Source organism: Acinetobacter sp. YH12233, from assembly GCF_013417725.1.
Lineage (GTDB): Bacteria > Pseudomonadota > Gammaproteobacteria > Pseudomonadales > Moraxellaceae > Acinetobacter.
The window spans coordinates 19,562-35,018 of the sequence record NZ_VPDK01000016.1 but is presented as its reverse complement, the minus strand read 5'-3'; the positions used below and the strand labels follow the sequence as shown (position 1 = coordinate 35,018).

The following is a 15,457-nucleotide window of genomic DNA, read 5'->3' as shown; positions in this document are numbered from 1 at the left end:
ATGTATAAAGCCGGATCTGGGATCCGGCTTTATTTAAATTAAAAGTATGCTTTATTGAGTTTCAATTTCACGTAAACGGATCAGGCCTTCTTGTGTGGTACTGCAGACCAGCTCACCATTTTGCCACATGCGGCCAAAGTTCAGACCACGTGAACTGGCACTTTGAGTAGCATCCATGTCGTATAACATCCATTCATCTACCCGGAATGGTTTATGGAAATACATGGCATGGTCAATACTGGCACATTGCAAGCTTGGAGACAGATAACTTAAACCATGCGGACGTAGCGCCGTGGTCATTAGGGTAAAGTCCGAATAGAAAGCAGCAATCGCCTGATGCAAGGAAATTTCATCCACTTCTGTAGCGATCTTTCCATGAGTACGGATATAGTGCGCATAATTTGGCGCTTCCGGTTGCGGCTGGAATGGATTCACTGGCATTACAGGGCGAATTTCGACATGACGGTCACGCATGAAAGACGCACGCACATTTTCCGGAATAAATTCAATAATCTGCCGGGTGAGCTCTGCTTCATTTTTCAGGCTTTCTGCTGGTGGATACTCAGGTTCTGAAATCTGATAGTTCAGACCTTCTTCCTGATGCGCAAAGGAAACCATACACATGAAAATGGTACGGCCATGCTGAATGGCGCGAACCTGACGGCTGACGAAACTTTTACCATCACGGATACGGTCCACTTCATAAATGATCGGTGCATTGACATCGCCACCAAACAGGAAATAGGCATGCAGTGAATGCGCAGGACGATCTGTGGTATAAGAGGCAGCACGTAGGGCCTGTCCCAGAACCTGCCCACCAAATACGCGCTTGCCTACCAGATTACGGCTAATTCCCCGGAAAATATTTTCTTCTAACTTTTCTAAACTGAGCAGCTCGACCAGTTCCTGTGTTAAGGCATTCATAAGCAACCTGTGTGATATTGGCAAGATCCAGAAGTGTAGAAATAAATCTATACAATTTATTCTGAATATTCTGCCATAAAATCCAAGCAATCTTCTAAAGATTGATTGACTGTTCTGTCAACTGATCTTGCAACTTACTAGGAAAAACATCTGCTTTCGCGCTAAAATTGAACCACTTCGATTGAATTTGTCAGAAAATGACATATTGTTTGTTTTTATAATCAATCAAAATAAATTCCCTCAGAAATTCTGTAGTTTTGGTCAGTAAAATTAGGAGTAACTATGTCCAAGAGTGGCTTTGGTCAAATGTATCGCAAGCTTTCAAGTAAGCTACTTGATCTTGTGGTCACCCCGCATGTTCTTGGGGAAGTACCAAGTGAAGTGACAACTCCTACTGCTGACCAGACTCCGGCAGCACAGCAGAAAATCGTCTGCTATATCTTGCAGAATCATTCACGCAGTAATGCATTGGTGGTCGATGCGGAAACTCGCCGTTTAAACATGCCGCCCGCGCTTGACCCTCTACAGATTGGTGACAGCAAGGAAAAGGCTTCGGTGCTGTTCCTGCAGCATCATGATGAGAATAATCTGCTTAGCTCACCACCACATGCTTTTCCTCCGCGCCTGTTACGCCTGATTGAAGTCCTAGAAAAAAATCCCGAACTGGATGTGGAACTGGTACCGGTGACTGTACTTTGGGGTCGTGATCCTGAAAAAGAAGATTCTTGGTTCAAGCTTTTATTTACCGATACCTGGTCTACGCCAAGCCGGGTCAAACAGCTGGTCAATATCGGTCTGCATGGTCGCCAGTCTTATCTGGAGTTTCATGAGCCACAATCTTTGCGCGCCCTCATGGAATTTGCCAAAGAAACTTATCCAAATTCAGCGCCAGCGACCTATATTGTCAGCCGTCTGAATGACTATTTGGATGCACAGCGTGAAGTGATCCTCGGCCCTGACCTGTCAGACCGCCGTAATGTGATGCATGGCCTGATTAAATCTCCGGATGTACAGGCGGCTATTCGTAATGAAAGCATCCGCAGCAAAATCAGCATGCTGGAAGCAGAACGTCGTGCGATTGGCTATCTGAATGAAATTGTATCGGACTACTCTCACTCTACCGTACGTTTCGCCGATAAAGCCCTGACCCGTTTATGGACCCAGCTCTATGACGGCGTGGAAGTACATAATTTCAGTACCGTGCGTGAACTGGCCAAAGATTACGAAATTGTCTATACGCCATGTCACCGCAGTCATATCGATTATTTGTTATTGTCTTATGTGATTTATCGTCGTGGTCTGATGGTGCCTTATATTGCGGCAGGTGATAACCTGAACATGCCATTTGTGGGTCAGATCTTACGGGGTGGCGGTGCTTTCTTTATCCGTCGTACCTTCCGCGGTAATGCACTCTATACCACCGTATTTAAAGAATATCTGTATAGCGTGCTGTCGCGTAATACCCCACTGGAATACTTTATCGAAGGTGGCCGTTCACGTACTGGTCGTCTGCTGCCACCAAAAACCGGCATGCTGGCGATGACCGTACATGGTCATTTACGTGGCAAAGCTAAGCCAATTGTCTTTGTTCCGACTTATATCGGCTATGAACGCCTGATGGAAGGTGGTACTTATGTCGGTGAGATGAATGGCAAGCCGAAAGAAGCAGAATCTATTTTTGGCATCCTGAAAACCTTGCGCAAAATTGAACGTATTTTTGGCAAGGTCCATCTGAACTTCGGTGAACCGGTATTTCTGGATGACATCCTGAAACAGCATGGTGCAGAACATATCAAAATTGAAAAGAATGATGATCCGATTCCGCAGCCAGTATCCGACGCAGTCAACAGTTCTGCCCAAGCCATTCTGGAAAATATCAACCGTGCAGTCGTGGTGAATCCGGTTTCACTGCTGTCACTTATTTTATTGGCAACACCGAAACATACGCTGGACGAAGAAATCTGTATCAAGCAGCTGGATACCTACCGTAATCTGCTGGTGGCTTTACCTTATGATGAGCGTATGCAAATTACCTCACTTTCAGGTAAAGAGATTATTGCCTATGCAATGAAGCTCAAGCTGATTAAACGGGTGAAACACGTTCTGGGCGATATCATTGCCATTGAAGATAATCAGGCCGTATTGCTGACTTATTTCCGTAATAACATCGTGCATAGCTTTGTATTGCCGTCCCTGATTGCGGCACTGGTAGAACACAATGGCATGATTCGCCGTGAAGATGCGATCAACGCTAGCAGTACACTCTATCCATTCCTGAAAGCTGAGCTATTCCTGAAATGGAAAGAAGACGAAATTCAGCAACATGTTGATGCTTATATCGATGCTTTACTTGCAACCAATCTGATCAGTGCAGATGGTGAAAATCTGGTAGCGCCAGCACCGAATACTGAAGCGCATCACCAGCTTGAAGTTCTGGCTGCTCCAGTAACCCAAAGTCTGGAACGCTATTACATGACACTGGCTTTGATCACCCAGCGTGGCCCAGGCAATATTTCAACCCGTCAGGTGGAAGAGCTGAGTCATCTGGTGGGGCAACGTCTTTCTGTACTGTATGAATTCAACTCGCCAGAATTCTTTGACAAGGCCTTGTTCCAAAGCTTTATCAAAGTTCTGACGCAAAAAGGCTATATTTGTACCAACGAAGACAATGCCATTGTCTATGATGAGCAGCTGACCAATGTTGCGCAGTATGCAGATCTGGTACTGGATGAAGTGAAGCTGCAAATGCTGCATCACATCACCTCCTTTACCGATGAAGAGTTGAAAGAAGCACTAGATGCGGTTGCGGCTGAACAAGCCAAGAAACGTGCGAAACGCAAGAAAAAGTAAAGTTTACTTAAAGAAAAAGAGAGGTTTTGGCCTCTCTTTTTTTACTTGAGAATTAATAAAAATGATAAATATTCCCTCTCCTTTTAGGAGACAAGCAGCACTGCTGCGCAAGGGAGAGGTGATTTTAAAAAAACCCTCCTCCTAACCTCCTCCCAGAGGGAGGAGGAACTTCCAAATTTATAAATCAGTCTTATTCATCAACTCTAAATAATCCTGAAAACAATCCTGATGCTCTAACTCAAAGCCTATCTTTTCCATTCTTGTGGCATACAGCTTTTTACCCGCCACCCTGTCACTTTCCACTTTCAATATAAATAAACCCATCTGCTGCTGAAACCATTGCAAGACTTCATGCAAAAGTTGTGGCTGATTATTAGTCAAAATATATGAAGAATCAGGATGTTCCACGTGAATCATATGAGCTAGAAAACGTGATAAGTCTTCAATATGAATACGATTCGACCAGTGCAGATTTGGATAACTGATCATTGAGGTTGCCATTTTCTGCATACGTGCCACAGAAGTCCCATAAATCCCACTTGGGCGGATAATGGTACATTGATCAGGATAAGCCGCGAGATACGCCTGTTCCATGTGATGCAGAATTTCACCTTGAGCATCATTCGGATGAATTTCAGTTTCATCATCCACGCTTTCACCTGCATTCTGTCCATAAACCCGGGTTGATGAAACCACCACAATTCTTTTTACCGGATGGGATTTCAAGGCAGTGACGATTGGCTGAACCGAATCCAGATAAATGTGCTGATAGGCTTCGACACCACTCTGTTTGGGACTGAGTAACACATAGACCCAATCAATCGAAGCGACTGCACTTAAATCTAGAGTATGCACATCCTGAATCAGATGAGTTGCGAATGAATCTGTTTTGGGACTTTGGCTAATTGTGCTAATTTGATGACCTTGCTCAAATAATTGTTTAGCTACCCGCTCGGATGTTTTACCATAACCAATAAATAAAATATGCATTCGACACCGAATCACAGACCTGGTTGAGGGGACATGGCTGCAGTCCATCAGTTACAAGGCGTTGGCAATGCCGCCGCTGCTTTACTCGAAAAACTAAATATCTTTAATACTGATGATTTGCTTTTTCATCTACCACGTGACTATGAAGACCGTAGCACGATCATTCCCATGAATCAATTGACAGTGGGACGCAGCTATTTGCTGGAAGGTGTCGTGAAAGGAATTGACTTCCCACCTGGTAAACGTAAGTCCATGGCAGTTTTACTGGATGATAATTCTGGCAAAGTAACGTTGCGTTTTTATCATATTTATAAAGGCATTACCGATCGCTGCAAGCTCGGTAACCGTTTAAGAGTCTTTGGTGAAGTGCGAGTCGGTGCCCGTGGTCTGGAAATGTATCATCCAGAGCTGCAAGTCATTACTGAACATACGCCTCTGCCTCATACCCAACTCACCTCGATCTATCCGGCAACCGAAGGACTGACTCAGCCCAAGCTGCGGGAATATATTAAACAGGCACTAGAACTGCACAGTGATGATTTGCCTGAACTGTTGCCACAAAAATTTAGCAATGGTTATGGCCTGAAGCAGGCACTGGAATATATTCATCATCCGCCATTGGACGCCAATATGTTGCAGCTCACTCAAGGCTCACATCCGGCACAGCAGCGTCTGATTTTTGAGGAACTGGTGGCACATCAAATCAGTTTGCTGACCCGGCGTGCTTTTATTCAGCAGATTGAAGCCCCTTCATTTTCTCCAAGTAAGACCTATGCCAAACAGCTTTTGGCCGGTTTGCCTTTCGAAATGACCGGTGCGCAAAAACGCGTATCTAAGGAAATTGCTATAGACCTGAAACAGAATAAACCGATGCTACGTCTGGTGCAGGGTGATGTGGGTGCAGGAAAAACCTTGGTTGCCGGCGTAGCAGCCTGTCATGCCCTAGAAGAAGGCTGGCAAGTCGCGCTGATGGCGCCAACTGAAATTCTGGCCGAACAGCATTACCTCAACTTCAAGCGCTGGTTCGAACCACTCGGTTTAAATGTCGCCTGGCTTTCCGGCAAGCAGAAAGGTAAAGCGCGTACTACAGCAGAGCAAGTGATCCGTGATGGTAGCGCGCATCTGGTGGTGGGCACACATGCCCTGTTTCAGGAAAATGTCGAGTTTGCCAAACTGGGCTTAGTAATTATTGATGAGCAGCATCGTTTTGGGGTCGATCAACGCTTAGCCTTGAGAAATAAAGGCTTGGATGGCATGTCGCCGCATCAATTGGTGATGACCGCAACCCCGATTCCACGCACGCTTGCTATGTCGGCGTATGGCGATCTGGATACGTCAATTATTGATGAATTGCCACCGGGTCGTACTCCGATCCAGACTGTGACCATTCCGCTGGATCGTCGCGAAGAGGTTCTGCAACGGATTGCCACGAATTGTGCTGAAGGTAAACAGGCTTATTGGGTCTGTACTTTGGTGGAACAGTCGGAAACTCTGGATGCTCAAGCCGCAGAAGCAACCTTTGCCGAGATCAAGGAACGCTTCCCTGAACTGAATATCGGTCTGGTACATGGCAAAATGAAAGCCGATGAAAAACAGGCAGTCATGCAGGAATTCAAAGACAATAAACTGCAGCTACTCATTGCTACAACTGTGATCGAAGTCGGTGTTGATGTCCCGAATGCTTCGATTATGGTGATTGAAAATGCCGAACGGCTTGGCCTGTCACAACTACATCAGCTGCGTGGTCGGGTGGGTCGTGGTGCCAAAGCCAGTTTCTGTGCCCTGCTCTATAAAAATCCATTGTCACAAAATGGTCAGGAACGTCTGCGTATCATGCGCGAAACCAATGATGGCTTTATCATTGCCGAGAAAGACCTGGAATTACGTGGTCCGGGTGAATTGTTAGGAACCAAACAGACCGGTGATATGGGTTTCCGTGTAGCCAAACTGGCACGTGATGATCACTTGCTGAATCAGGCGCACTATGTCGCCCAGCAGATGTTAAAAGATTATCCGAAACAGGCGGATGCATTATTAAAACGCTGGCTACCTGAGGCTCCACGCTATGCCTATGTTTAAGCTGTTACAACAGGGTAAACTCTGGCTGAATCGTTTACAGCCTTGTCAGCTGTGCCAGACAGATTATCAAAACCTGCATTCTGTCTGTCAGGATTGCTGGCAAAAGTTACCTTGGACACATCAGACTATTCAGCATCAGGAAATGCAGTTTCAGGTGGCGTGTGACTATGCCTACCCGATGGATCGCCTGATTCAATTATTTAAATATGAGCAGAAGCTGCATCTGGAACCATTATTGGCAGGTGCATTACTAACCTTAAAATTTCCTAAAGTCAGTGCAGTGGTTCCTATGCCGATTTCAACCGAACGACTGGTTGAACGTGGCTATAATCAATCTTTGTTGCTGGCCAAGCATGTAGCTAAACACTTGCAAGTTCCCGTCTGGCAACCAATTGAACGACTCAAGCAACATTCACAAAAAGGCTTAAGCCGTCTGGAACGTATCGAAGATATTGAAGCCCAGTTCAGGGTCACTATCTCTTCAAAAGTCCGTTATCGTAAGGTTTTAATTATTGATGATGTGGTTACGACTGGCAGCTCAATTCGAGCTTTGAGCCAGCAACTGGAAAAACTGGGCTGTCAGCAGATTTATGCCGCCTGTCTGGCGGGAGCCAAACTTTAAATCAGGCTTGTGCCAGTAAGTTCTTTTTAACCCAAGGTATGACAATTTCTGTAGTCAGTGGTGCAAGTTTTACATCTTCCCGATCTAGATCCACCCATTTCATCTCGGCAATCTCAGCCTCAATATGTGGCTCGCCATCTAATTGCACCAGATAAACATAACTGACCAGTTGATGATCCGGTTCATTGGCAGTTTGAGTTTCAAAACACCCGATAAATTGCTGGATCTCAGCCTGACAACCAATTTCTTCCTGAATTTCATGTAGCATGGTGCGTTCAGGTGCTTCATCCGGTTCCAGCTTGCCACCAACTTGCATAAAACAGTCAGTATTTTTCTTGCAAACCACCAGCAGCTGCTGATCTGAATTCAAAATAATGGCAGCTGCGACAGTAATAATTTTCATGAATTCGGAACGATCAAATGGGAAATACTTATTTTACGAGATCTTCCTGATCGACCATACCCCATTTCGCTTCAGGCGGCTGGTAGTCTTGAAATTTCTGCAAAATTTCTTCGAAATCCTCACTTACGATCAGGGATTTAGTAAAACGTGGCTTGGTAAAACCTTTGTCCGTGGTCATCTGAATGAATTTAAGCAAATCATCATAAAAGCCATCGACATTGAGAAAAGCACAAGGTTTTTTATGAATCCCGAGCTGTGCCCAAGTCCATTGCTCAAAAATTTCCTCGAGCGTTCCTGCACCACCCGGAATGGCAATAAAACCATCGGAGAGTTCTGACATTTTGGTCTTACGTTCATGCATATTATCGACCACATACAGCTTGGTAATATGTGGATGTGCCAGTTCGCGATTCACTAGGGGTCTTGGAATGACACCAATGACCTCGCCCCCTGCAGCTAAGGCACTATCCGCTACAATGCCCATCAATCCGGAACGACCACCACCATAAATCAGTGTTTGCTGTCTTTTTGCCAGGGTTTGGCCTACCTTTTCGGCAATTTGTTTATAACCAGGTTCAGAACCTAGCGCTGAGCCACAGAAAATTGCGATAGAATTCATCATTTTCACCATTGCATTGCCGGTATATAGTACGCAGGCAGCGCCTGAGAGTTTTTTTTCAAAAATAACTGCACAATCAGTGTTTTTATTCAATTCCTTGTCTAAAATACACGCATTTAGATTAACATACTGCGCAAGGGAGAAAAGACAGCATGCTTGAAGCCTTTTACGCCACAGAGCGCGGTAGCCTAGAAGATGCCACCATCAATGGTGATTTCGACCTGCATCCGGAACTGGTTTGGATAGATTTAATTGCGCCTTCACAGGAAGAACAGCAATGGATTCTGGATGCCTATGAGCAAAACCTGCCCACCTTAAAATCTCTGGAAGATATTTCTTCGAGTGCCCGATTTTACCGTGATGATGACGGTATTTTGCACATCAGTACCTATTTCTTAACGAAAAATAAAAATTATCAGGTCGAAAGTGAACATGAGGATGATGCCAGCATCCTCGCGACGGTTCAGACAGTCGCTTTCATTTTGCATAAGGACCGGCTCTTTACCCTGCGTGGTGAAAAGCTGGTAGCTTTCCGGGCCTTTCGTGCCCGTGCGCGTCGCAATGATTATGATATTGACTATAAAGATCCAACTTGGATTCTGCTGGGTTTGCTCGAAGCTAAATTGGATGAGTTGGCCGATATTCTGGAAGACGTACATAAGGATCTGGAAAAATACTCAACCGAAGTTCTGAATAACCGGCATCGTGAACAGATCCTTGATCTGGATGACATGATTACCCGTCTGGCCCAACTGGAAGATATGCTCGGGAAAGCTCAGCTCTGTCTGATCGATTTACGCCGTGTACTTACCTTCCTGTCACGTCCACGTGCCTTAGGCAGTCATATTTATGATGCGGATATTCGAGAACTCAGTGAAGACGTCCGCTCACTGGTCGAGCATGATGCCTTCCTGTTCCAGAAAGTCCGCTTCTTGCTGGATACCACGTCCGGATTCATTAACACTGAACAGAATGATACGATCCGTCGCTTCTCGATTTTACCGAGTATGCTTGCGCCACCCATGCTGATTGCCAGTATTTACGGGATGAACACTGATGTCTTGCCCTTCGCTCAAGGTTCGATGAGCTTTGTGATGGTGAACATTATTATTATGGGCTTCCTGATTGGGCCATTGATTTACTTTAGATGGAAGAAGTGGATTTGAGCGAGCTTTAAAGCACTGCTTTTAAAGCGAAGTGCAAGAAACGCTCCTCATCTGATTCATGCTTATTTGAAAAACAATAAAAAAGCACCTTTCGGTGCTTTTTTATTTACTGAATGATCTGTAAATCATCCTGCAAATGACAGGCCTGAATAATCTTCATCATTTTCTCAGGAACCGCTTTAAACTGTAGCCCTCGTGCTTGCGGAGTTTGGCGCAACCAGCGCACCAGAACTGCCAAAGCCAAAGTACTTCCCTGCTCAAGTCCAGCCAAATTAACTATCACAGGAAACTTGTCCTGTGACTGAATGACGCGCAGACCATCTAGGTAATAGTTCTGCGCATTGTCAGCGTCAATCTTGCCTGAAACCTGCAGTTCCTGATTATTGAATTGAATCACAGCTCACCTATCTTATTTTTTCTTGTCAATCGCCGCTTCTGCATCTGGCTTGAAGTTAGCAATGGCTTTATCCAGATTACCACCATTACGTTTTACTGTAGCCGCAAACTGGTTACGGAACTGCAGACCTAGGTCAATACCAGAAACATTGATGTTACGGATTTTCCATTGTGAACCTTTATCAACCAGCTGGAAAGCAACCGGGATTTTCTCGCCTTTGTTATTAAAGTCGATAGTCACCACAGGATTTTTGCTGTTAGTCGCCTTGTAAGGACGAACGCTGTAAGTCTGGTTACTGAACTTAGAGAAAGCCGTACCATAATTTTCAATCAGGGTTTCACGGAAGTTCTTTTCAAACTGTGCACGCTGCGCCGCAGTACTATACTGATTGGTCGCATAAGTCCCCATCACAATCCGGGTAAACGATTGTGAATCGATATACGGGTCAAGGTTCTGACGGACAATCGTTTTCACAAGCGCAGGATTATTCTGCAATTTGGCATGATCGGTTTTAAGACGATCAATCAAATTGTCTGCAACTCTTTTAATAAAAGCAGGTGGGGCTTCAGACGGTGCAGCAAACACTGTACCAGCAACCATTGTTGAAAGAATGCTTGCAGCAAGCGTTTGTTTTACTAAAGTCTTCACTCAAATCTCCTCAATCTGTTATTCAACAAATGCCGGTTCTGCATTTGTTGTTTCTGAAAATGCAGCTTCTTCTGAGGCACTTTCCTGACTATCTGACGATTTTCCGGCACCACCGGTAATAAATTTCGTCACTAAATCTTCAATTTCCATGGTGCCTTGAGTGTTCGCAATCTGCTCACCACGTTTCAAGTAAGTCAGACCGCCACCTGGAATAATTTTCAGATACTTTTCACCCAATAAACCATTTGTTGCTACCATAATGTAAGCATCTTCATCAATATTGGTGATGGATTTCATGTTATCTAATAGTTGTTTTTCCATTGTTTTTTGTTGCGCAAGATCGGCTGCGGTATAGTCTGAACTATAACGTAACTCTTCCAATGCTTCCTGCTGAACCTGCTTGAGCTGCTCGGCATTAAAAGAAGTCAGAGAGCCATCTAGCGTCATATGGACAGTGGCTAAACGGGTCACCGGATCCAGTGTAATTTTATCGACCTGACCGACTTTCACCCCACTTAAAGCAACTTTAGCGCGTGGCTTGATGCCATTTACATTTTCAAAAGTCGCTGTCATCTGATAGCTATCAGAAATATTGGTGCCCACCAGACCGCTGACACGCATCGCCAAGAAGAACAGGGCGATACCGAAAAGAATGACAAAAACACCAACGGCCAGCTCACTAGTACGTGATTTCATTAAATACCTCCGAACATGACCGCAGTCAACACGAAATCAAAACCTAATACGCACAGCGAAGAATAGACGACCGTACGTGTTGTAGAAGTTGCGATACCTTCTGATGTTGGTTCACAGGCATAACCCTGATAAACCGCGATCCAGGTACAAATTAATGCGAAAACAAAACTCTTGATAATGGTGCCATTCAGGACATCTTTATAGAATCGCACGGTACTTTCCATGCCACTCCAATATGCGCCTTCATCTGCACCTAGAAAATCAACACCCACCATTTTTCCGCCCATAATCCCGACCGCAGCAAAGATCACTGAGAGCATGGGCAAGCTAAAAATACCGGCCCAAAGGCGTGGTGAAATCACCCGTTTTAATGGATCGACCCCGATCATTTCCATACTGGATAATTGCTCGGTCGCTTTCATCAAACCAATTTCGGCAGTTAAGGCAGAACCGGCACGACCAGCAAATAGTAAGGCAGCAACCACAGGTGCCAATTCACGTAACAAGGTTAAAGCCACTGCAGTACCAAGCATCGCTTCACTACCAAATGTCGACAGAATGGTATACATCTGCAAACCGAGTACTGAACCAATAAACAAGCCAGATACCGCAATGATCAAGAGCGACAGTACCCCGACCCGATACATCTGATAAACAAACAGCTTTACTCCAAGCCAGGTTGGCATGGAAAAGAGAATCTGCAACAGCATCAGTGTTGCAACACCAATTCCCTGAACACGTTCAATAACGCGTCTACCTAAGGCAGCAATGGCATTCATGAACGTACCTCATCACTTAAATAAGCCTGATGACTAAACTGATAATCTACCGGGCCTTCAACCGAACCGGTTAGGAACTGCTGCACAAAGGCTGAAGGATGATTTTTCAATTCTTCTGCTGTGCCCTCACCCTGGATTTTGCCTTCTGCGACTACATAAATGTAATCGGCAATCGATAAAGTCTCTGCCACATCATGCGAAACAATAATGGTTGTTAAATCCAGTGCTTCACGTAGAGAGCGGATTAGTCGAGTTAAAACCCCCATCACAATCGGATCCTGCCCGGCAAAAGGTTCATCGTACATGATCAGTTCAGGGTCCAGTGCAATCGCGCGAGCCAACGCGACACGGCGATTCATCCCACCAGACAGCTCTGAAGGCATCATTTGCTCTGCACCACGTAGTCCTACTGACTCGAGTTTCAAAGCCACAATTTCAGCAATCAGATGTTCAGGCAATTTGGTATGCGCACGAATCGGAAAGGCAACATTTTCATAGACGCTCATGTCGGTAAACAGAGCGCCACTTTGGAACAGCATCCCCATACGTGCACGTGCGGAAAAAAGCTCGGAACGGGACATCTTGGCAATATCTTTACCGTCCAGTAAAACCTGACCCTGTTCAGGCGTCAGTTGCCCACCGATCAATCTTAATAAAGTGGTTTTACCAGTTCCGGAAGGTCCCATAATGGCGGTAATCTGCCCACGACGAATGTTTAAACTGACATCGTCATAAATTACACGCTCACCCCGCTTGAAACTCAAATTCTTGACTTCAATCAAAGACTGAGGATCCTGCGCTGTTTGATTTTTCATAGCTGAGTTTATTCCTGCATTTTTTCAGCATGCATATGACAAAAGAACGAAGTTCAACATGTTAGCATTTGAAAATGAAGGGTCAAGTTCATGGAAAACATAATGCTCCATGCCTGGCCATATATTTCTAGTAATCAAAAATTTTATTTCGACGCGATTTTAACAGACTATGATCCATTTAAAAAACGATATACATAATAAATCAGATTGAACAAAAGCAAAGTTACCGCAATGTAGGACATGTACCCCTCAATAATATGAAAGACTATAAAAAGACACTTTCAGATTACGGATCATCATAAACCTAGAAAAAGTTAATGAATTAGGCATTTTATGCTGAAAAAACAAAAAATCAATGCATAAAAAAAACCAGCACTCAGGCTGGTTTTTTTTTCAGACGTTATTCAATTAGTCATTGAATTTACGACGTGGACGATCTTCACCGAATGAACGCTCGCCACGTGGCTTGTCATCAAAGTTGCGACGCGCTGGACGGTCACCAAAGTCACGTTTTGGACGGTCATCACCGAATGAACGTGCTGGACGATCACCGAAACCACCTTCGCGACGTGCTGGACGATCACCGAAATCACGTTTAGGACGGTCACCGAAACCACCTTCACGACGTGGAGCAGGACGATCACCAAAATCACGTTTAGGACGGTCACCGAAAGAACCTTCACGACGTGGTTTGTAATCTACACGATTACCGCGGTTGTCATCATTACCTTCGAAACGAGGACGGTCACCGAAGTCACGACGTGGGCGATCATTGTTAAACTCGCGACGTGGACGGTCTTCATTGAAGTCACGACGTGGACGATCACCGAAACCGCCTTCACGACGTGGACGATCGCTGTTGAAGTCACGACGTGGACGATCTTCGCCACCGAACGCAGGACGTTCGCCACGAGGTTTGTCATCGAAGCTACGACGTGGACGGTCATCACCACCTTCACGACGTTTGAAATTGCTCTCGCCTTCGAAACGACGACCACCACCGAAGCCACGACCGCCATCACGACGACCGCCACGACCACGACCAGCGCCATCACGGCTACCGCGTGCAGGAGGTGGAGATGGCTCAAGACCTTCAATTTCAGATACATTTAGACGAGCTTCAAGGAAGTCTTCTAGTGCACGGATTTTACCGCGTTCACGATAAGTCGCTAAAGTAATTGCTTTACCGGTACGGCCCGCACGACCTGTACGACCGATACGGTGTACATAGTCTTCGTTCTTCATAGGAAGACCAAAGTTGATCACGTGAGAGATTGTCGGTACGTCTAGACCACGTGCTGCAACATCAGTTGCAACCAGGATTTTTGCACGACCTTCACGGATACTGCGCAGACGACGGTTACGAACGGTTTGTGGCATCGCACCATGCAGAGCAACAACTGATAAACCTGCTTCAGCAAGTTCTTCAGCCAGCATATCTGTATCTTCTTGAGTAGAAGCAAAGACCACTGCCTGATCAACATCTTCTTCGTTTAACCAGTGAGTAAGAAGTTTTTTCTTGTGCTCAAAGCCATCAGTCCAGTGTAAAGTCTGGGTAATGTCAGTATTGGTAGAGTGACCAGTTTCAATTGCAATACGCTCTGGCTCATTCATCATGCGTTCAGCAAGGGTAATGATACGTGGAGCGAAAGTTGCAGAGAACATCAGTGTTTGTTTACGGTTTGCAGCCAAGTCACCGATTGCTTCCAGGTCTTCAGAGAAGCCAAGGTCTAGCATGCGGTCAGCTTCGTCGACGATCAGCGAGTCAACTTTGTCAAGTTTGATTTGACGACGGTTAACAAGGTCAAGTAAACGGCCTGGAGTTGCTACAACAACCTGTGCACCTTTTAACTGCTGGATTTGTTTACCAAATGGCATACCACCCATAATTGCAGCAATACGAACACCTTTCATGTGACGTACAAATGCAATCGCGTCTTGGCATACTTGTTGTGCCAATTCACGAGTTGGTGAAATCACCAGAATAGTTGGTTGAGTCACCGCTTTCATACGTTCTTTAAATGGTACGAAAGTATCTTGGTTAGCAAGTGCGTTCAAAGTTGGGAGAAGGAACGCAGCGGTTTTACCCGAACCTGTCTGGCTAGATACTAAAAGGTCTTTACCTTCTAGTGCAGCAGGGATAGATTGTTCTTGTACAGGAGTCGGAGTAGTAAAACCTAAGCCTTGAAGGGCTTGTTGTAACGATTCATGCAAAGAAAATTCAGCAAAAGTTTTGCTCATAGAGTATTCCACCCGGAAATTGGGTGCTCCATTAAAAATAAAGTCAAATGGACATCGACAAAAAGCGGTACAGCAATTAAACGCTGAAAAGAGATGATTCAGCGGCGATCCGAGTAACGACGATGTGATATAACGCACGCATGATTACGGCATAACCTGAAGGAATCGCTTTAGCGATTGGGGCGCGAGATATCGTCCTCTCTTTGGACCGCACGCGCATACACAATG

14 protein-coding genes are annotated in these 15,457 nt (G+C 45.2%); 4 read left to right on the top strand and 10 right to left on the bottom strand.

Features of this window, described 5'->3' with window-relative positions:
- Positions 1-51 precede the first annotated feature (51 nt).
- Positions 52-924, bottom strand: a complete 873-nt coding sequence (locus tag FTV12_RS08890) for an acyl-CoA thioesterase II (protein WP_166135531.1) — start codon at positions 922-924, stop codon at positions 52-54.
- A gap of 282 nt (positions 925-1,206) precedes the next feature.
- Here FTV12_RS08890 and plsB point away from each other — a divergent pair, with 282 nt between their 5' ends.
- Positions 1,207-3,774: a glycerol-3-phosphate 1-O-acyltransferase PlsB gene (plsB, locus tag FTV12_RS08885; protein ID WP_166135528.1), complete on the top strand. Its 2,568-nt coding sequence runs from the start codon at positions 1,207-1,209 to the stop codon at positions 3,772-3,774.
- A gap of 177 nt (positions 3,775-3,951) precedes the next feature.
- Here the strand turns inward: plsB and FTV12_RS08880 are convergent, their stop codons facing one another.
- Complete coding sequence (locus FTV12_RS08880; protein WP_179992767.1) at positions 3,952-4,764, bottom strand: NAD-dependent epimerase/dehydratase family protein; 813 nt, start codon at positions 4,762-4,764, stop codon at positions 3,952-3,954.
- 33 nt (positions 4,765-4,797) lie between these two features.
- Between FTV12_RS08880 and recG the strand changes: the two genes are divergently transcribed.
- Both recG and FTV12_RS08870 read left to right on the top strand, forming a co-directional pair.
- Positions 4,798-6,843, top strand: coding sequence for an ATP-dependent DNA helicase RecG (recG, locus tag FTV12_RS08875; RefSeq protein ID WP_179992766.1), 2,046 nt, complete (start codon positions 4,798-4,800; stop codon positions 6,841-6,843).
- Positions 6,830-7,465, top strand: coding sequence for a ComF family protein (locus FTV12_RS08870; RefSeq protein ID WP_180011186.1), 636 nt, complete (start codon positions 6,830-6,832; stop codon positions 7,463-7,465). The genes recG and FTV12_RS08870 overlap by 14 nt, the downstream gene beginning before the upstream one ends.
- Position 7,466: 1 nt before the next feature.
- Here the strand turns inward: FTV12_RS08870 and FTV12_RS08865 are convergent, their stop codons facing one another.
- Entirely contained in the window at positions 7,467-7,868 is a 402-nt protein-coding gene (locus FTV12_RS08865) for an NUDIX domain-containing protein (protein ID WP_180011184.1), read from the bottom strand.
- A 28-nt stretch (positions 7,869-7,896) separates the two neighbouring features.
- Positions 7,897-8,487, bottom strand: coding sequence for a TIGR00730 family Rossman fold protein (locus FTV12_RS08860; protein ID WP_180011182.1), 591 nt, complete (start codon positions 8,485-8,487; stop codon positions 7,897-7,899).
- A gap of 152 nt (positions 8,488-8,639) precedes the next feature.
- Here FTV12_RS08860 and FTV12_RS08855 point away from each other — a divergent pair, with 152 nt between their 5' ends.
- Complete coding sequence (locus FTV12_RS08855) at positions 8,640-9,653, top strand: CorA family divalent cation transporter (protein ID WP_159122636.1); 1,014 nt, start codon at positions 8,640-8,642, stop codon at positions 9,651-9,653.
- A 106-nt stretch (positions 9,654-9,759) separates the two neighbouring features.
- On the opposite strand, the gene FTV12_RS08850 is transcribed toward FTV12_RS08855, so the two are convergent.
- The 6 genes from FTV12_RS08850 to FTV12_RS08825 all read right to left on the bottom strand — a co-directional run bounded on the left by FTV12_RS08850 (position 9,760) and on the right by FTV12_RS08825 (position 15,229).
- Positions 9,760-10,050, bottom strand: a complete 291-nt coding sequence (locus FTV12_RS08850) for a lipid asymmetry maintenance protein MlaB (RefSeq protein WP_180011179.1) — start codon at positions 10,048-10,050, stop codon at positions 9,760-9,762.
- A 12-nt stretch (positions 10,051-10,062) separates the two neighbouring features.
- Positions 10,063-10,698, bottom strand: a complete 636-nt coding sequence (locus FTV12_RS08845) for a phospholipid-binding protein MlaC (RefSeq protein WP_004786965.1) — start codon at positions 10,696-10,698, stop codon at positions 10,063-10,065.
- Positions 10,699-10,716: 18 nt separating this feature from the next.
- Positions 10,717-11,394: an outer membrane lipid asymmetry maintenance protein MlaD gene (locus FTV12_RS08840; protein WP_179992763.1), complete on the bottom strand. Its 678-nt coding sequence runs from the start codon at positions 11,392-11,394 to the stop codon at positions 10,717-10,719.
- Positions 11,394-12,173, bottom strand: a complete 780-nt coding sequence (mlaE, locus tag FTV12_RS08835) for a lipid asymmetry maintenance ABC transporter permease subunit MlaE (RefSeq protein ID WP_004786970.1) — start codon at positions 12,171-12,173, stop codon at positions 11,394-11,396. The genes FTV12_RS08840 and mlaE overlap by 1 nt, the downstream gene beginning before the upstream one ends.
- Positions 12,170-12,988 (bottom strand): ABC transporter ATP-binding protein, encoded by an 819-nt coding sequence (locus FTV12_RS08830; protein ID WP_005233709.1) that lies wholly within the window; start codon positions 12,986-12,988, stop codon positions 12,170-12,172. Before FTV12_RS08830 ends, mlaE begins: the two co-directional genes overlap by 4 nt.
- A 408-nt stretch (positions 12,989-13,396) precedes the next feature.
- A complete protein-coding gene (locus FTV12_RS08825) occupies positions 13,397-15,229 on the bottom strand; it encodes a DEAD/DEAH box helicase (RefSeq protein WP_180011177.1) in 1,833 nt (610 codons plus the stop codon).
- Positions 15,230-15,457: the final 228 nt, after the last annotated feature.